Raw genomic sequence first — 17,927 nt, forward strand, 5'->3', positions numbered from 1 at the left:
TTGTGTCCCTTCAACAGCAGCTGTTCAACCTTGGCGACCTGTTCAACTTCTGTGACCTGAGCACCTTTACGCAGAATATTCCGGTGGAGTGGGTAGCCAGCGCGCTGGAACTGTCTTCTCAGGCCAGTATCCGACGTCGGCGCCTTCCCAGTGATCAGGTGTTGCGGCTTGTCCTGGGCATGGCGTTGTTCCGTGACGAACCGGTGCACGAGGTTCCGGTGCACGAGGTCGCACGTCGTTTGAACATCTGCGCACAATCGCTGGCCTCAGAAGATCTGTTGGCGCGCAGCGGCGTCAGTCAGGCGCGCGCACGACTGGGAGCCGATCCGGTCCAACATCTATTCGCAACGACTGGGGCGCAATGGGGCTGCGAACGCTACCAAGGCGATGGATGGCAGGGATTGCAGGTCTTTGCCGTGGATGGCGCGCTGCTGCCTACGCCAGACACCGAAGAACTGCGCGAACATTTTGGTTCCGGCAATACCAGCACGGACCGTCAGACGCCATTTCCCATGCTGCGATTGGTTGCACTGATGAACGTACGCTCGCATGTCTTGCTCAATGCTCAGCTCAGTCCCTACCGTCGCAGCGAAATTCGCTTGAGCGAGCCGTTTTTACAATCCATTCCCGACCATTCCGTCACCTTGTTCGACAAAGGGTTCTGGAGCGCTGATCTGTTGCTGTCGCTCGCCAACACTGGCACTGCACGCCACTGGCTGACGCCAGCACCAAGGGCTTGGTGGCTGAGCAAATCATGCGTTATGGCACTGATGATCGATTACTGCGCATGCGTGTCTCGCCACAGGCCAGAAAACCCAATCCAGCGGATTTTGAGCAGCAGATAGGCAAAGCCTGTCGCATCTTCTCGAAACGTATTATTCGGATAGGCGGGCAGCGGCCTCGATCTGCGTCTGTGCTGGGACGTGCTTGCATCGCGCCAATATCGGTCAACGCCAGCAAAATGCCACCGCCTCTGAACGAGGCGGGCCTTGGATGTCGCACTGGCTGGATGCAGCGACAGGTGGTGCGGTGGATCAGGCTTTCAGCGTAGCCAGCACGTCGTTGAAGGTTTTGCTCGGGCGCATTGCCTCGCTGACCTTGGCCAGATCCGGGTGGTAGTAGCCGCCGATCTCCACCGGCTTGCCCTGCGCGCCGTTGAACTCAGCGACAATCGTGGCTTCGTTCTCGGTCAGGGCCTTGGCCAGCGGTGCGAACTTGGCCTGCAGCGCGGTGTCTTCGGTCTGCGCGGCCAAGGCCTGCGCCCAGTACATTGCCAAATAGAAGTGGCTACCGCGATTGTCGAGCTCGCCGACCTTGCGCGCCGGCGACTTGTTGTTCTCCAGGAACTGGCCGTTGGCCACGTCCAGCGCCTTGGCCAGCACCGTGGCCGCGGGATTGTCGTAGCGGTTGCCCAGATGCTCCAACGAAGCCGCCAAGGCCAGGAATTCGCCGAGCGAATCCCAGCGCAGACAGTTCTCTTCGACAAACTGCTGCACGTGCTTGGGCGCCGAGCCGCCGGCACCGGTTTCGAACAGGCCGCCACCGGCCATCAGCGGCACGATCGAGAGCATCTTGGCGCTGGTGCCAAGTTCCATGATCGGGAACAGGTCGGTGAGGTAATCGCGCAGCACGTTGCCGGTGACCGAGATGGTGTCCTGGCCCTTGCGGATGCGTTCAAGCGACAAGGTAGTTGCTTCCACCGGCGGCAAGATGCGGATATCCAGGCCGTTGGTGTCGTGATCCTTCAGGTATTGCTCGACCTTGGCGATTACCTGCGCATCGTGTGCGCGGGCGGTGTCCAGCCAGAATACGGCTGGCGTGTCGCTCAGACGTGCACGCTCGACCGCCAGCTTCACCCAATCCTGGATCGGCGCGTCCTTGACCTGGCACATGCGCCACACATCGCCGGCTTCCACCGCATGCTCGAACACCACTGAGCCGCTGCCATCGGTAACCTTGACGGTGCCGGCGGCAGAAATCTGGAAGGTTTTGTCGTGCGAGCCGTATTCCTCGGCCTTCTGTGCCATCAGGCCGACGTTGGGCACCGATCCCATGGTGGACGGATCGAACGCGCCGTGCGCCTTGCAGTCATCGATCACCGCCTGATACACGTCGGCGTAGCAGCGATCCGGAATCACCGCCTTGGTGACCTGCAGTTTGCCCTCGGCATTCCACATCTGGCCGGAGTCGCGAATCATCGCCGGCATCGATGCATCGACGATCACATCGCTGGGCACATGCAGATTGGTGATGCCCTTGTCCGAGTTGACCATCGCCAGACCCGGACGCTGCGCATATTCGGCCTGGATGTCGGCCTTGATCTGCGCCTGCTGGTCTTCCGGCAGTGCGCCGATGCGTGCGTACAGATCGCCGATGCCGTTATTGGGGTCAAAGCCAACTGACCTGAGCGCATCGGCATGCTTGCTCAGCGTGTCCTTGTAGAACTCGCCGACCACCACGCCGAACAGCACCGGGTCGGAGACCTTCATCATGGTGGCTTTCAGATGCACCGAGAACAGCACGTTCCTGGCCTTGGCATCTTCGATCTGCGCATCGATGAAGCTGGCAAGCGCGCGCTTGCTCAGCACGGCGGCATCGACGATTTCTCCGGCCTTGACCGCAACCTTGTCTTTCAGCACGGTGCTGCTGCCGTCGTTGCCGACGAACTCGATCTTCAGCGTGCCGGCGTCCACTACCGTGATGGATTGCTCGCTGCCGAAGAAATCGCCTTCGTCCATATGCGAAACGTGCGACTTGGAGTCACTGCTCCACGTACCCATGCGATGCGGATGCTTGCGTGCGTAATTCTTCACCGACAGCGGTGCGCGACGATCGGAATTGCCTTCGCGCAGCACCGGGTTGACCGCGCTGCCCTTGACCGTGTCATAGCGCGCCTTGACGTCTTTTTCGGCAGCGTCCTGGGGCGCATCCGGATACTCCGGCAGCGCGTAGCCTTGGCTCTGCAATTCCTTGATCGCGGCCTTGAGCTGCGGTACCGAGGCGCTGATGTTGGGCAGCTTGATGATGTTGGCTTCCGGCGTTGTGGCTAGTTGGCCCAACTCGCCGAGGTCGTCGGCAATCTTCTGCGCGTCGGTCAGCTGTTCCGGAAACAACGCAAGAATGCGGCCGGCCAGCGAGATGTCGCGTGTTTCGACCACAATGCCGGCGGTGTCGGTGTAAGCATCGATGATCGGCAGCAGCGACTGCGTGGCCAGGAAGGGAGCTTCGTCGGTGAGCGTGTAGATGATCTTCGGTGTGTTGGACATGGAGTTTGCGTTGCCTGAAGGAATGAGGAAAGAGCACTGGGCGCGAACCCGTCAGCGGGCACCGGGGGCCTCCATTGTCGCGTGTCGGCCGGCCATGGGCAAAAGCCGGTTCCCGTTGCAACCGCCCAATCATGAGCAAGGTCGGGCGATGCATTTTACACTTGACACGATGACGCCCCCATCTACGAGTTCCATCGATTCACGGCTGCTGCAACGCTTGGCCGACTCACGCAGCTATGCGCGTGGTTTGGCTTATTTCGAGCAAGGCAGGGCAGTGCTTGTTCAAGCCACCGAAGGCCGCGTAGCGGCCAATGTCAGAGGTAGCGAGAACTACCGCGTCACCCTGGAGTGGGACGGCACTCTTCTGCAGGGCGAGTGCGACTGCCCGATAGGCCGCGGTGGGGACTTCTGCAAGCACCAGGTCGCTGTCGCTTTTGCCTGGGCCCGCGGCCAGGCGGTTGCACCTGAAAATACGAGCGCCGGGCGCAAGCGCAGTGCCGGGACGCAGCAGCCCCTCACGGAAGTACAAGAGTGGCTGGCCGACATGCCTGCACACGCAATGCGCTCGCTGCTGCTGGAACTTGCAGCCGCCGACGCCAGCATTGGCAAGCGCCTGCTGGCGCAGGCACACATGGCGCGCAGCACGCCGCAGGAGTGGCGCAAGGCAATCACGACCCTGCTCGGGCGCAAGCGCTTCATGGATTATCGCGCCAGTGTCGCCTATGCCAGGCATATCGCTCCCTTGCCGGACCTGCTCGACCAGGCACTGCAGCGCGACCCAATGGCAGCGCTGGATCTGCACGAATATGCGCTAAGACGCCTGATGACGATCTACCACGAGTGCGACGATTCCAGCGGCCATGTCGGCGACGCATTGGCATCGCTGGCGCGTTCCCACGTGAGGTTTGCGGCAGCCGCCCATCCACAGAATCTGCCGCGCCGCCTGCTCGACCTGCGCCTGCAAGATGCCTGGGGACTGATGCCGCCACTGCGAGATTATTGCCCGCCGCTGGATGAGCGCGACGTGGCAATGTTGCAGCACGCCACGCTGGAAACACTCCAGCAACCCTTGTCGGCAGCGCAGCAGTTAGCAGCCGAGACGCTGCTTGAGGACGCCGCGCGCAATGGCGGAGAGGTCGATGCGATGCTGCAATGGTTCGCTCCCCGGTGCAGCAGCGGATGGGACTATTTCCAGATGGCGCGCCGGTGCCGTGAGCATAGGCGCGAACGTGAGGAGACCAGTTGGCTTGAGCGAGGCATCAGGGCTTGCCCGGACGATGGCCGTCTCAAGGCAACACTTGCCGCGGCCTATACGCGCGACGGCATGACCGAGGAGGCGCTGCAACTGCGCTGGGAGGTATTCACGCAGACACCGTCCGAAGACGCCTATCTGGCGCTGCGCCACGCCACACGTGCGGCACACGTGCCGTGGGAATCCTGGCGTGCGCGTGCACTGGCAGCAGTCGCCGCGAATCGATCGCTGCAACGTCATGCGCAGGATCTGCAGGTGCGGCTGTTCTTGGCCGAGGGTGAGCATACCGCTGCGCTACAAGCGGGTGCGGCACATCAGGCAGACATCGCGATGACCACGTGGGAGCGCCTGCTGCAGGTCGCCGAATCACACGATGCCAGCTTCGCCGTCCGCATCTATAAGTTGCTGATAGAAAACAAGGCCGAACGCACCAATCAACAGGGCTACAGCGCGGCGCTGATCTTGCTGAGATCGCTTCGGCGTTTGTGTGAGATGCACAAGGCAATGAGCGAGTTCGATGATTATCTCGTCCAGATCCGCCAACACTATCGGGCCAAACGCACCTTCATCGAGATGCTGAGCCAGGCATTCGGACTCGGCTCCGGTTCATGAGCCTGCAACCGAACAGCTGGTCTTGATACTTGATAGACGAAAGCGCTGTCGCAATGGATTGTACGGTCTGCGAACCCATTCGCGCCATTTCGGGCGCGAATGGTACGCCGTAAATCGTTCTTGCCTGACGGTGCTTACTTGACCGTAATGGTCTGCGCCGTTCCCGCCGGCTTGCCATCCACCATCACCTGCGCGGTGTAGGTGCCGGCCGGCCAGCCATCGGGCTTGCTGAAGCTGAGGTTGGTGGTTTCGGCGCCCGTGGTGGTCAGTGTGGCGTTCTGTTCGCCGGCAACCTGGCCATCTTGATAGGTGAGCTTGGCTGCGACCGGCACATTGCTCGCACTGCCATCGGTCTTGACCGAGACAATGATGGTGTCCTTGGTGCCGATATTGGCGGAAGGGGTCACCGTCTTGTCGGCAGCAGCCTTGGTGCCGACCGCAACGCTGGAGACGGTCACTGTGGAGCCCGCTGCAGCGTCACCACCAGTGCTGTCCGCGCCGGTTGCGGTGCTCTGCCCTGCCTGATCGCTCGCTGGCGGCGTGCCCGCCGGGCCTGGCATTGCATCAGTGGCAGCGCCGGAGGTCGGATCCTTGGCGACATTGGAATCGTCGTTGGCTTCCTTGCGGCAACCCGATAATGCCAGAACGCCAGCAAGCGCAATCACGAGGGTGCTTGAAACGGATTTAGTACGCATAGATCAATCTCCGGATATCGAATGAATCGTTGTTTCTGGGATGAATGAATCGTTGTTTCTGGGATGTTTGTGAAATGAGTTACTAAGAGTGGCTAACAAAACATAGCGAGCAGTGGACAAGTGGGTGCGGACGGCGCGGAGGAACCGCAGTATACGAGGGGTACATGCCTATTCCGAGCGCGGCCCGCGCCCGCCTGGCGGCTGCGCAGCCGTTTTTTTAGCCACTCTAAGCCGATGCACCAGTTGGTGCTTGGGCGGGGCATTACGCTTTTGGCGGTAAACGCAGCATCTGCCCCGGGAAAATCTTGTCCGGGTCCTTGAGCGTTTCGCGATTGGCTTCGAAAATGCGCGGCCACAAATTGCCGTCGCCCAGATGCCGTTTGGCAATGCTGGACAGGCTATCGCCGGCTTGCACGGTGACCGACTCTTCGATGAGCTGCGCGGTGCTTTGCACGCTGGTGCGGACGTTGGAAAAGTCTGCAGCCGGTGCGACATCTGCGGTACTGTCGGCCGAGGACGCCACGTTGGAAAAATCTGCTTTTTTATCGACACTCATTTACTGCAATCCCTATGCATTACGATGCTTGTAGGGTACACGGAGCACCGTTAAGCGTGGATCGCGCCGCCGTGAAGCCGGCGCGATCCTTGGCAGCAACCGATTACTGACGCAGGTCGCGAAAGATCGACAGCGGTGCAGGCACGCTCGGTGAGCTGCGCAACGGATTGATGTCCAGTCCGCCACGACGGGTATAGCGCGCTTCCACCACCAACCACTCGGGTGCGCAGCGAGTCAGTACGTCATTGAAAATGCGCTCCACGCATTGCTCATGAAACTCGGCGTGGTTGCGGAAACTCACCAGATAGCGCAGCAAGCCATCGCGATGGATCGGTGCACCGCGATAGCGCAACGTGACGCTGGCCCAATCCGGTTGACCGGTAACCGGGCAATTGGATTTCAGCAAGGCCGAGGTCAGTACTTCTTCCACCGTGGCCTGCGCATGCGCGAGCAGATACGCGGCATTCGGCGGGCCGTAATCATCGATGCTGACATCCAGTGTGTCGATCGATTCGCCCTCGCCCACCGCATCGACCGGTGGCAGGCCGAAGTCCACCGACACATCCGCACCGGCACGCGTGGATAGATCGTTGGCGATGCGCGTGCGCACCGCTTCGGCGCTGGTGAAGCGTGTGGCATTGAGCGAGTTGAGATACAGCTTGAGTGACTTGGACTCGATCAACGACGGCGAATCGCTGGGCACATGCAAGGTCGCAGTCGCCACGCACGGCTTGCCGTGCGCGTTGAGCCAGCTGAGTTCGTAGGCATGCCAGCGATCGCATCCGATGAAAGGCAAGGCGCCGGTCAGGCCGATGGCCTCACGCCCGGCCGCACGCGGAATCGGAAACAGCAAGGACGGGTCGTAGCCGCTGGGATAAGCGGTTTCACGACCGAGCGTGGAATCTTCTGGGGTATTCATTGCGCCATTTTAGGCCGCACGGGCTGGCCTTGAGGTGTATGGCGAGCGCCGAACAGCGTAGCTAGGCGAACGGGAAAGTCGGACGTCACAGGGCAGGCCCCTACCTACCTGTCGACCGAAAGCAGGATTTGCCCAGCCGCAGACCAATCTCCAATCCCGACTCCCCAATACCAACTCACCCCTGCTGCAAATAATCCAACGACATCGCGCCAAAGCTGAGCACCGCCTGTTGCTTGGACAGGTTGGAAGATCAGCATCACTTCGCCGGGCAGCTGCTCGCCCATGCCGACCAGTTCGGAGTGCTGATGGAAGTCGCGCCGCCACTGCACCAGCTTGACCTTCAACGGGGCGGCAGCGGCCTGGACTGCAGGCCGCTGCACGGTGTGCGCGGCGGCGAGCGTTGGCAGGGCGAGCAACAGCGTGCTGATCTGCAGGCGGGGGGTGGCGCATCGAGAATCCTCTAATAATGCAACTTCACTATTGCGCGCCCACGCGCTCCCTGTGCTGCAGTGAGGCCCGATTCTGCACGGCCATCAACCGGCGCCAACCGTGGCGCGTTGCCGCATGCATTGCATCTGTGAACGTTGTGGTCGTTTCGCTAGGCGAGCCATTACTTCAGTAGCGCTCAATCGCTATGCTCTGCAAAGCTGTCACCCGGTCGCACCCACGCGCCCGGCCCGCCCTCAGGAGTTGTCGCATGTCGCGTTTTTGGAAGATCACACTGCTGGTCGTAGCGGTGCTCGTCGTGGTGTTCGTCGCAATGCGGATGATGGGTGGGAGCAATCACGGCAAGCGGTCCGGCACGCAGGACGGCAATGGCGCCGAAAACAGCGGCCCGGTGCCGGTGACGGTGGTGGCCGCCACGACCCAGGATGTGCCGGTCTACGCCAGCGCGCTGGGGACGGTCACCGCGCTCAATACGGTCACGGTCAGCCCGCAGGTCGGCGGCCAGCTGATGAGCCTGAACTTCAAGGAAGGCCAGGAAGTGAAGAAGGGCGACCTGCTGGCGCAGATCGACCCGCGCACGCTGCAGGCCAGCTACGACCAAGCGCTGGCGGCCAAGCGGCAGAATCAGGCGCTGCTGGCGACCTCGCGAGTGAACTACCAGCGCTCCAACGATCCGGCCTACAAGCAGTACGTCTCGCGAACGGACCTGGATACCCAGCGCAATCAGGTGTCGCAGTATGAGGCGGCGGTATCGGCCAACGATGCGCAGATGCGCTCGGCGCAGGTGCAGTTGCAGTTCACCCGCGTCACCGCGCCCATCGACGGCATCGCCGGTATCCGTGGCGTGGACGCGGGCAATATCGTCAGCAGCACCTCCACCATCGTCACCTTGACCCAGATCCGCCCGATCTACGTATCCTTCAACCTGCCCGAGCGCGAATTGCAGGCAGTGCGCAGCGGTCAGGCCGCCGCACCGCTGGGCGTGGCGGCGCTGGATCGCGGCGATGCGCATGTCATCAGCGGTGACGGCAAGCTGGACGTGATCGACAACCGCATCGCTGCCGACAGCGGCACCTTCGGCGCGCGCGCGATCTTCGACAATGCCGACAACACGCTGTGGCCAGGCCAGTTCGTCAACGTGCGCCTGCAACTGCGCACCATCTCCGACGGCACCGTGGTGCCGACCCAGGCCGTGCAGCGCGGCCCGGATGGCGATTACGTCTATGTGGTCGGCACCGACAACACCGCGCAGATGCGCACCGTGGTGCAGGGCGTGGAAGTGGACGACAGCCGTGTGCAGATCACCAAGGGGCTCAAGCCCGGCGAGCGCGTGGTGACCGAAGGCCAGTTCCGCTTGAAGCCGGGCAGCAAGGTCAGCGCGCTCAAGCCAGGGGAGACCCCGCCGGAGCCGACCGAGGCCGAACTCAAGGCCGCGCAGAACAAGCAGGAACGTGGCGGTGGTGGCCGACGCGACGGCGGCCCGCGCTAAGTTTCGACCACCGGCGATGGGACTTCCGTTGCCCGTGTGCGTCGGCGCTACGTGCGCCGGCTTCGATTGACGTCTTCAGCAAGGACACCCCGTGGGCTTTTCGACCATCTTCATCCGCCGCCCGATCGCCACCTCGTTGTTGATGGCCGGCGTCCTGCTGCTGGGCATCCTGGGCTACCGGCAGCTGCCGGTCTCGGCGTTGCCGGAAATCGACGCCCCCAGCCTGGTCGTCACCACGCAATATCCCGGTGCCAACGCGACCACCATGGCCTCGCTGGTGACCACGCCGCTGGAGCGCCAGTTCGGGCAGATCTCCGGGCTGCAGATGATGACCTCCGACTCGTCGGCGGGCCTGTCCACGATCATTCTGCAGTTCTCGATGAAGCGCGATATCGACATCGCCTCGCAGGATGTGCAGGCGGCGATCCGCCAAGCCACACTGCCCTCGTCGCTGCCGTATCAACCGGTCTATAACCGGGTCAATCCGGCCGATGCGGCGATCCTCACGCTCAAGCTCACCTCCGATTCGCTGCCGCTGCGCGAGGTCAACCGCTACGCGGATGCGATCCTGGCCCAGCGCCTGTCACAGGTGCCGGGCGTGGGCCTGGTATCGATCGCCGGCAATGTGCGCCCGGCCGTGCGCATCCAGGTCAATCCGGCGCAGCTGTCGAACATGGGCCTGACCATGGAGTCGCTGCGCAGCGCGCTGACCCAGACCAATGTCTCGGCGCCCAAGGGCTCGCTCAACGGCAAGACCCAGTCCTACAGCATCGGCACCAACGACCAGCTCACCGACGCGGCGCAGTACCGCGAGACCATCATCAGCTACAGCAATGACCGCCCGGTGCGCCTGGCCGATGTGGCCAACGTGGTCGATGGAGTGGAAAACGACCAGCTCGCCGCGTGGGCCGACGGCAAGCCGGCGGTGCTGCTGGAAATCCGTCGCCAGCCCGGCGCCAATATCGTGCAGACGGTGGAGCAGATCCGCAGCATCCTGCCGCAGCTGCAGTCGGTGTTGCCGGCCGACGTGCATCTGGAAGTGTTCTCCGACCGCACTGAAACCATTCGCGCTTCGGTGCGTGAAGTGAAGTTAACCTTGGTGCTGACCATCGCGCTGGTGGTGGCGGTGATCTTCGTGTTCCTGCGCCGGCTTTGGGCCACCATCATTCCGTCGGTGGCGGTGCCGCTATCGCTGGCCGGTACTTTCGGGGTGATGGCGTTTGCGGGCATGTCTCTCGACAACCTGTCGTTGATGGCGCTGGTGGTGGCGACCGGATTCGTGGTCGACGATGCAATCGTGATGATCGAAAACATTGTGCGTTACATCGAACAGGGCAAGAGCGGTCCGGAAGCGGCCGAAATAGGCGCCAAGCAGATCGGCTTCACCGTGTTGTCGCTGACCGTGTCGCTGGTGGCGGTGTTTCTGCCTCTGTTGCTGATGCCGGGCGTCACCGGGCGGCTGTTCCATGAGTTTGCGTGGGTGCTGTCGATTGCGGTGGTGATCTCGATGCTGGTGTCGCTGACGCTGACGCCGATGATGTGTGCGTACCTGCTCAAGCCCGATGCACTGCCCGACGGCGAAGACGCGCACGAGCGCGCGGCGGCCGCCGGCAAGACCAATCTGTGGACGCGCACTGTCGGCGCCTACGAGCGCAGCCTGGACTGGGTGCTTGCACACCAACCGTTGACCCTGGCGGTAGCGATAGGCGCAGTGGCGTTGACCGTGGTGCTGTATGTGGCGATCCCTAAGGGCTTGCTGCCCGAGCAGGACACCGGCCTGATCACCGGCGTGGTTCAGGCCGATCAGAACGTAGCGTTTCCGCAGATGGAGCAGCGCACCCAGGCGGTGGCCGCTGCATTAGGTAAGGATCCGGCGGTGACCGGCGTGGCGGCCTTCATCGGTGCCGGCACGATGAACCCGACCATCAACCAAGGGCAGTTGTCGATCGTGTTGAAGACGCGCGGCGACCGCGATGGCCTGGATGAGGTGCTGCCGCGCCTGCAAAAAGCCGTTGCCGGGATCCCGGGCGTGGCGTTGTTCCTCAAGCCGGTGCAGGACGTCACCCTGGACACGCGCGTGGCCGCCACCGAATACCAGTATTCGATCTCGGATGTGGACAGCACCGAGCTGGCTGCCTGGGCCGGACGCATGACCGAAGCGATGCGCAAGCTGCCGGAACTGGCCGATGTGGACAACAACCTGGCCAACCAGGGCCGTGCGCTGGAGCTGACCATCGATCGCGACAAGGCCGGCACGCTCGGCGTGCCGATGCAGACCATCGACGACACCTTGTACGACGCCTTCGGTCAACGCCAGATCTCCACCATCTTCACCGAGCTCAATCAATATCGCGTCGTGCTGGAAGTGGCGCCGGAATTCCGCAGCAGTACCTCGCTGATGAACCAACTCGCCGTGGCCAGCAACGGCAGCGGCGCGTTGACCGGCACCAATGCGACCAGCTTCGGCCAGGTGACTTCGTCCAACTCGTCCACCGCCACCGGCGTGGGCGCCCAGAACACCGGCATCGTGGTCGGCGCCGGCAGTATCATTCCGCTGGCCGCATTGGCAGAAGCCAAGGTCACCAATACCCCGTTGGTGGTAAGCCATCAGCAGCAGCTGCCGGCGGTCACCATCTCGTTCAATCTGGCGCCGGGACACTCGTTGTCGCAGGCGGTGGCGGCGATCGAAAAGGCGCGCGAAGACCTCAAGATCCCGACCCAGGTGCATGCGCAGTTCGTCGGCAAGGCCGCTGAATTTACCGGCAGCCAGACCGATATCGTGTGGCTGTTGCTGGCCTCGATCGTGGTGATCTACATCGTGCTGGGCGTGCTCTACGAGAGCTACATCCACCCGCTGACGATCATCTCCACGCTGCCGCCGGCCGGCGTCGGTGCATTGCTCGCGCTGATGATGTGCGGGCTGAGTCTGTCGGTGGACGGTATCGTCGGCATCGTGCTGCTGATCGGCATCGTCAAGAAGAACGCGATCATGATGATCGACTTCGCCATCGACGCACGCCGCGAAGGCGCCAACGCGCACGACGCGATCCGTCGCGCCTGCCTGCTGCGCTTCCGCCCGATCATGATGACCACCGCTGCGGCCATGCTGGGCGCGTTGCCGCTGGCTCTGGGCACCGGTATCGGCTCGGAATTGCGGCGTCCCTTGGGTATCGCGATTGTCGGCGGCCTGCTGCTGTCGCAGCTGGTGACGTTGTACACCACGCCGGTGATCTATCTATACATGGAACGCGCCGGTGAGCGGCTGCGGGCATGGCGGGAACGGCATGCGGTAGCAGCGGCGCATGGGCGTGCTGAGGGACGGGCATGAGCAGCGGCGTTGGGACCGGGGACCGCAGACCCGGGACCCGGAATGCGTTGACCGGTCGTGCCGTGGAGCCGCTCTTGCATCTGCTTTCCCGGATCCCCGGTCTCCGGTCCCCGATCCCGACGCTTGAAGGCATCACGGCCCCGGAATCTTCCCGATGAACATCTCCGCGCCCTTCATCAAGCGCCCGATCGGCATCTCGCTGCTGGCGATCGGTTTGTTCGTGATCGGGTTGATGTGTTATCTGCGGCTGGGCGTGGCGGCGTTGCCGAACATCCAGATCCCGGTGATTTTCGTGCACGCTACGCAGTCCGGTGCCGATGCCAGCACCATGGCCTCCACCGTCACCGCGCCGCTGGAACGCCATCTGGGCCAGTTGCCCGGTATCGACCATATGCGCTCCTCTAGTTCGGAGAGCAGCAGCATCGTGTTCATGGTGTTTCAGAGTAATCGCAACATCGATTCGGCCGCACAGGATGTGCAGACCGCAGTCAATTCGGCGCAATCGGATCTGCCCTCCGGGCTCGGCACGCCAATGTACCAGAAAGCCAATCCGAACGACGACCCGGTCATCGCCATCGCGCTCACTTCGGACACGCAATCGGCCGATGAGCTCTACAACGTCGCCGATTCGCTACTGGCACAACGGCTACGCCGGATCACCGGGATCAGCTCGGTGGATATCGCAGGCGCCTCCACACCAGCGGTGCGCGTGGATGTGGATCTGCGCGCGCTCAACGCGCTGGGTCTGACCCCGGACGATCTGCGCAATGCGGTGCGCGCAGCCAACGTCACCTCGCCGACCGGATTCCTGTCCGACGGCAACACCACCATGGCCATCGTGGCAAACGACGCGGTGGCCAAGGCCGCGGATTTTGCGCAGCTGGCGATCGCCACTCAGTCCAACGGGCGAATCGTGCGGCTGGGCGATGTGGCCACCGTCTATGACGGCCAGCAGGATGCGTATCAAGCGGCCTGGTTCGACGGCAAACCCGCGGTAGTCATGTATGCCTTTACCCGCGCCGGCGCCAACATCGTCGAAACCGTGGATCAGGTAAAGGCGCAGATTCCCGAATTGCGCGCCTATCTCCATCCCGGCACCAAGCTCACCCCTTACTTAGACCGCACCCCCACCATTCGCGCCTCGCTGCACGAGGTGCAGGCCGCGCTGATGATCAGCCTGGCGATGGTGGTGCTGACCATGGCGTTGTTCCTGCGCCGGTTGGCACCGACGTTGATCGCCGCAGTCACCGTGCCGTTGTCGCTGGCCGGCTCGGCGCTGGTGATGTACATGCTCGGCTTTACCTTGAACAACCTCAGCCTGTTGGCGTTGGTGATCGCCATTGGCTTTGTGGTCGACGATGCGATCGTGGTGATCGAAAACATCATGCGCCATCTCGACGAAGGCATGCCGCGTTTGGACGCTGCACTGGCCGGTGCACGCGAGATCGGCTTCACCATCGTCTCGATCACTGCCTCGCTGGTGGCGGTGTTCATTCCGATGCTGTTTGCCAGCGGCATGATCGGTGCGTTCTTCCGCGAGTTCACCGTGACTCTGGTGGCGGCGATCGTGGTGTCGATGCTGGTGTCGCTGACGTTGACGCCAGCACTGTGCAGTCGCTTTTTGTCGGCGCATACCGAGCCGGAAAAGCCCAGCCGTTTTAGCGCTTTGTTGGACCGCATGCACGCGCGTATGTTGGCGGTCTACACGGTGGCGCTGGATTTCTCGCTGCGGCATGCCTTGCTGCTGGCGCTGACGCCATTATTGTTGATCGCTGCCACCATCTTTCTCGGCGGTGCGGTTAAGAAAGGCGCGTTCCCCGCGCAGGACACCGGCCTGATCTGGGGCCGCGCCAATTCCAGCGCCACGGTGTCGTTCGCCGACATGGTCAGCCGCCAGCGCCGCATCACCGACATGCTGATGGCCGACCCGGCGGTCAAGACGGTGGGCGCGCGGCTGGGCTCCGGTCGCCAGGGCTCCAGCGCCTCGTTCAATATCGAGTTGAAACAACGCGATGAAGGCCGTCGCGACACCACCGCGCAAGTGGTCGCGCGTCTGAGCGCCAAGGCCGACCGTTACCCGGATCTGGATCTGCGCCTGCGCGCAATCCAGGACTTGCCCAGCGATGGCGGTGGCGGCACCAGTCAAGGCGCGCAATACCGCGTGTCGCTGCAGGGCAATGATCTTGCGCAGCTGCAGGAATGGCTGCCCAAGCTGCAAACCGCGCTGAAAAAGAATCCGCGCCTGCGGAATGTCGGTACCGATGTGGATACCTCCGGTTTACGTCAGAACATTGTGATCGACCGTGCCAAGGCCGCGCGCCTGGGAATTTCGGTTGGTGCGATCGATGGCGCGCTATATGGCGCGTTCGGCCAACGCTCGATTTCCACCATCTATTCGGATCTCAATCAGTACAGCGTGGTGGTCAATGCGCTGCCTTCGCAGACTGCCACGCCCAGGGCGCTGGATCAGATCTTCGTGCCCAACCGTGCCGGCCAGATGGTGCCGATCACCGCCGTCGCCAACCAGATGCCGGGTTTGGCGCCGCCCCAGATCATCCACGAAAACCAGTACACCACGATGGATCTGAGCTACAACCTGGCACCGGGCGTGAGCACCGGCGAGGCGGATCTGATCATCAAGTCCACCGTGGATGGACTACGCATGCCCGACGGCATCCGTCTCAGCGGCGACGACAGCTTCAACGTACAACTCAGCCCCAGCGCGATGGGCGTGTTGCTGCTGGCGGCGGTGCTCACCGTCTACATCGTGCTGGGCATGCTCTACGAGAGCCTGATCCACCCGGTGACCATCCTGTCCACCCTGCCCGCTGCAGGCGTCGGCGCACTGCTGGCGTTGTTCATCACCAACACCGAGTTGTCGGTGATCTCGATGATTGCATTGGTGTTGTTGATCGGCATCGTCAAGAAAAACGCGATCATGATGATCGACTTCGCACTGGTGGCGCAGCGCACGCACGGCATGGACGCGCGCGCGGCGGCACGCGAAGCGTCGATCGTGCGCTTCCGACCGATCATGATGACCACGATGGTGGCGATCCTGGCCGCCGTGCCGCTGGCGGTGGGCCTGGGCGAAGGCTCGGAACTGCGCCGCCCGCTCGGTATCGCGATGATCGGCGGACTGGTGTTCTCGCAGGGGCTGACCCTGCTCAGCACCCCGGCGCTGTACGTGATCTTCTCGTGCCTGAGCGAGCGCTGGAAGGCGCGTCGCACACGTGCGCGGGCACGTCGTGCAGCGCGCGCGGCGGCGCGTCGCCCGGCTGCGGCGCACTGAATCGGCATACCCGCGTGGCGCGATTCAAACCCGCCGACTGACACCCCGACCCGCCAGGCGGCACGCGGCCGGGGCTGTCATCGCATTGGCTCAGCCGTCTTGGCCTTCGTTTCGCACAACGGATCCACTCTGCCTTGTGGCGGTTCGTCAACGGCCGTCAGAAAATGCGCGCGCAGCCATCGATGCGCCGGGTCGTGCTGCGCGCGCGGGTGCCATGCAATCGACAAAACGAAAAGGGGGTGAGTTCATCGCTCCGAACAGCACCAATCGTTCTAAACCACCGCCCTGGCGGCGGCGCTTGGGCATCGCGTGCATGTGGATGCATTGGCCGGCATCGCGATGCGCGAAGACCGCACCGGCGCCGAGCTGGGTGATGCGGCGCTGCGCGCGCATTATCCGCTGCGCCCGGTGCAGGTGTCGGCCGAACAGACCGACCCCACGCTGCCAGCGTTCTTCCGGCACGCGCCTCATGCGCCTCATGTCGTGGTGGCACCGCCGCTGCCGGCGGCACCGTCCACCCACACCGGATCGACACACGCCGACACGTCTTCGTTGTCCTCTTCCTCCGCTGCCGCGTCCACCCCGCCCCCGGCCGTGGATGCGCACACGCGCATGCAGCAAGACCACGCCGCCCAACAGCACCAGCAGCGCATCCAACAGGCGCCCTCTCACCGGCAGACAATGGCGCAGCCCTCCCATACCGCCCCGGCCCCGGAAAAACCGGCCAGCGTGGACATGCAGGAACAGGCGCGGATGGCGCAACCGCAGCAGCAGGAACCGCACACGCAGGCCGCGCGTGAGCAGCAACACCACCTCGCGCAGCATCATGCGCAGGTGCACCGCCAGGCCATGGAGGCGCAGCAACGCGACTACGCGCAGCGCCACACCCAGGACACCCGGCCGCACCCACACACACAACCTCAAGCCGCCGAGCCGATGCTCTACACCCCGCCGACGCGTCCGCCGGGTTCGGACGAGCACCTCACCGACTTCCGTCACCCGGACCACCCGCTGCACAAGCGCTATATCCTGTTCAAGAATGCGCTGGAACAGTCCCATACCCTGCCCAGGAATGGCGACACATTGCCCTACGGCCCGGCGCAGCAGGAACGGCTGGCGGCCGGGTTCACCGACGCGCTTGGCGCCGAGATGAGATTCAACCACGACATCAGGGGGTTCAAGCAGCACCAAGGCCAACTGCTGGCCTATGAGCAGCCGCCCTCGTTCGACCAAAAGGGCAAGGTGCTGAGGATCGATCCCCAGCACGCGTTGGCGCAATCGCCCGAGCAGCATGCCGCCACATGGCGAGCGCGCGAAGCGACCCATGTACCGGCGCCGCCAAGCCGCGCCATCGCCCCGGTCGTGATCACGGCCGAGGACATGCGCCATCCCGCGCATCCGCGCCATGCGCTGTTCGCACAGGCCCGCGATGCCATCGCCGATGTCCATGAACGCTGGGGCCGGCTCGTGCCCGATGCGGCGCAGTTGGACCGTCATGCCGCACAAGTTGTTGTGGAGACACGCAAGTTGGGCCAGACCGAAGTGGAAAAGATCTACCTGGGGATGCCGCAGGGCCACGCGACCCAGATGCCGCACTACGGGGTGCAATCCAACGGGGAGCTATGGGCGAGAGTCTCTGCGCCGCAACTGACGCAAGCGCCGGACGTCGCCCAGGCCAGCCAGCAATTGCAAACGGTGGAGCAGCAGAACCTCGCCGAACAGGCCATGCAGGCCCAACGCGCCGCGCAAATGCAAGGGCAGATGCAGGGGCAGGCCATGGCGTAGTCACCGGTTACCCACGATCATCCAGGCAACACCGCATGGACAGCCATGCGCCGAACCGCATCACGCCCGACGATTTCACCACCGCGAGGCGTTGCAGCATTCCGCACACCCTCTTTCCCAAGGAAGACCCTCCCTATGCGTTCGCGCACCAAATTCGTTGTTGCCGTCGTCGCGTTGCTGCCCGTTGCCGTGGCCGGCTGTCTCTGTCCGGCTGTCTGGTGCTGGCCCTGGTGAATTCACTCGCGAAGTGCAAGGCTGTTGTAGTTGAAAAAGCCTTCGGCTGGGC

The 17,927-nt window shown here is 63.2% G+C and carries 9 protein-coding genes, 1 other RNA gene and 2 pseudogenes; 6 read left to right on the plus strand and 6 right to left on the minus strand.

Annotated elements, in window-relative coordinates; genetic code table 11:
* Nucleotides 1–2: 2 nt before the first annotated feature.
* Nucleotides 3–823, plus strand: a pseudogene (locus PD885_RS00265) (IS4 family transposase); the annotation flags it as partial.
* A gap of 211 nt (nucleotides 824–1,034) precedes the next feature.
* Here the strand turns inward: PD885_RS00265 and PD885_RS00270 are convergent.
* The gene (locus tag PD885_RS00270) at nucleotides 1,035–3,266 is read right to left on the minus strand and encodes an NADP-dependent isocitrate dehydrogenase (RefSeq protein ID WP_002803633.1); all 2,232 of its coding nucleotides are present in this window, start codon (nucleotides 3,264–3,266) and stop codon (nucleotides 1,035–1,037) included.
* On the opposite strand from PD885_RS00270, the gene PD885_RS21230 reads away from it, so the two are divergent.
* Complete coding sequence (locus tag PD885_RS21230; RefSeq protein ID WP_145954027.1) at nucleotides 3,265–5,130, plus strand: SWIM zinc finger family protein; 1,866 nt, start codon at nucleotides 3,265–3,267, stop codon at nucleotides 5,128–5,130. The genes PD885_RS00270 and PD885_RS21230 overlap by 2 nt on opposite strands.
* A 134-nt stretch (nucleotides 5,131–5,264) precedes the next feature.
* Here PD885_RS21230 and PD885_RS00280 read toward each other — a convergent pair whose 3' ends face one another.
* From PD885_RS00280 to PD885_RS21785, 5 genes and pseudogenes are all read right to left on the minus strand, one after another.
* The gene (locus tag PD885_RS00280; RefSeq protein WP_040762171.1) at nucleotides 5,265–5,825 is read right to left on the minus strand and encodes a hypothetical protein; all 561 of its coding nucleotides are present in this window, start codon (nucleotides 5,823–5,825) and stop codon (nucleotides 5,265–5,267) included.
* 90 nt (nucleotides 5,826–5,915) lie between these two features.
* A non-coding RNA gene (locus tag PD885_RS00285) (sX9 sRNA) lies at nucleotides 5,916–5,991 on the minus strand.
* A 96-nt stretch (nucleotides 5,992–6,087) separates the two neighbouring features.
* Complete coding sequence (locus PD885_RS00290; protein WP_002803629.1) at nucleotides 6,088–6,381, minus strand: LysM peptidoglycan-binding domain-containing protein; 294 nt, start codon at nucleotides 6,379–6,381, stop codon at nucleotides 6,088–6,090.
* A gap of 103 nt (nucleotides 6,382–6,484) precedes the next feature.
* Nucleotides 6,485–7,300, minus strand: coding sequence for an NADPH-dependent 7-cyano-7-deazaguanine reductase QueF (gene queF / locus PD885_RS00295; protein ID WP_002803628.1), 816 nt, complete (start codon nucleotides 7,298–7,300; stop codon nucleotides 6,485–6,487).
* A 257-nt stretch (nucleotides 7,301–7,557) separates the two neighbouring features.
* Nucleotides 7,558–7,734 (minus strand): annotated as a pseudogene (locus PD885_RS21785) (amidohydrolase); the annotation flags it as partial.
* 263 nt (nucleotides 7,735–7,997) lie between these two features.
* Here PD885_RS21785 and PD885_RS00305 point away from each other — a divergent pair.
* The 4 genes from PD885_RS00305 to PD885_RS00320 all read left to right on the plus strand — a co-directional run bounded on the left by PD885_RS00305 (nucleotide 7,998) and on the right by PD885_RS00320 (nucleotide 17,641).
* Complete coding sequence (locus PD885_RS00305) at nucleotides 7,998–9,236, plus strand: efflux RND transporter periplasmic adaptor subunit (protein WP_002803626.1); 1,239 nt, start codon at nucleotides 7,998–8,000, stop codon at nucleotides 9,234–9,236.
* Nucleotides 9,237–9,327: 91 nt separating this feature from the next.
* On the plus strand, nucleotides 9,328–12,564 hold the full coding sequence (locus PD885_RS00310) for an efflux RND transporter permease subunit (protein ID WP_002803624.1): 3,237 nt from the start codon (nucleotides 9,328–9,330) through the stop codon (nucleotides 12,562–12,564).
* A gap of 154 nt (nucleotides 12,565–12,718) precedes the next feature.
* Nucleotides 12,719–15,856 (plus strand): efflux RND transporter permease subunit, encoded by a 3,138-nt coding sequence (locus PD885_RS00315; protein ID WP_002803622.1) that lies wholly within the window; start codon nucleotides 12,719–12,721, stop codon nucleotides 15,854–15,856.
* A 315-nt stretch (nucleotides 15,857–16,171) separates the two neighbouring features.
* A complete protein-coding gene (locus tag PD885_RS00320) occupies nucleotides 16,172–17,641 on the plus strand; it encodes an XVIPCD domain-containing protein (RefSeq protein ID WP_156775337.1) in 1,470 nt (489 codons plus the stop codon).
* The last annotated feature ends 286 nt before the right edge of the window (nucleotides 17,642–17,927 follow it).

Origin of the sequence: Xanthomonas fragariae (genome assembly GCF_900183975.1) — a bacterium.
Classification (GTDB): Bacteria; Pseudomonadota; Gammaproteobacteria; order Xanthomonadales; family Xanthomonadaceae; genus Xanthomonas; species Xanthomonas fragariae.

Coding starts and splice junctions, on each gene's coding strand:
- PD885_RS21230 (WP_145954027.1), top strand. CDS start 3,265: ATGGAGTTTGCGTTGCCTGAAGGAATGAGGAAAGAGCACTGGGCGCGA.
- PD885_RS00270 (WP_002803633.1), bottom strand. CDS start 3,266: ATGTCCAACACACCGAAGATCATCTACACGCTCACCGACGAAGCTCCC.
- PD885_RS00280 (WP_040762171.1), bottom strand. CDS start 5,825: ATGCGTACTAAATCCGTTTCAAGCACCCTCGTGATTGCGCTTGCTGGC.
- PD885_RS00290 (WP_002803629.1), bottom strand. CDS start 6,381: ATGAGTGTCGATAAAAAAGCAGATTTTTCCAACGTGGCGTCCTCGGCC.
- queF (WP_002803628.1), bottom strand. CDS start 7,300: ATGAATACCCCAGAAGATTCCACGCTCGGTCGTGAAACCGCTTATCCC.
- PD885_RS00305 (WP_002803626.1), top strand. CDS start 7,998: ATGTCGCGTTTTTGGAAGATCACACTGCTGGTCGTAGCGGTGCTCGTC.
- PD885_RS00315 (WP_002803622.1), top strand. CDS start 12,719: ATGAACATCTCCGCGCCCTTCATCAAGCGCCCGATCGGCATCTCGCTG.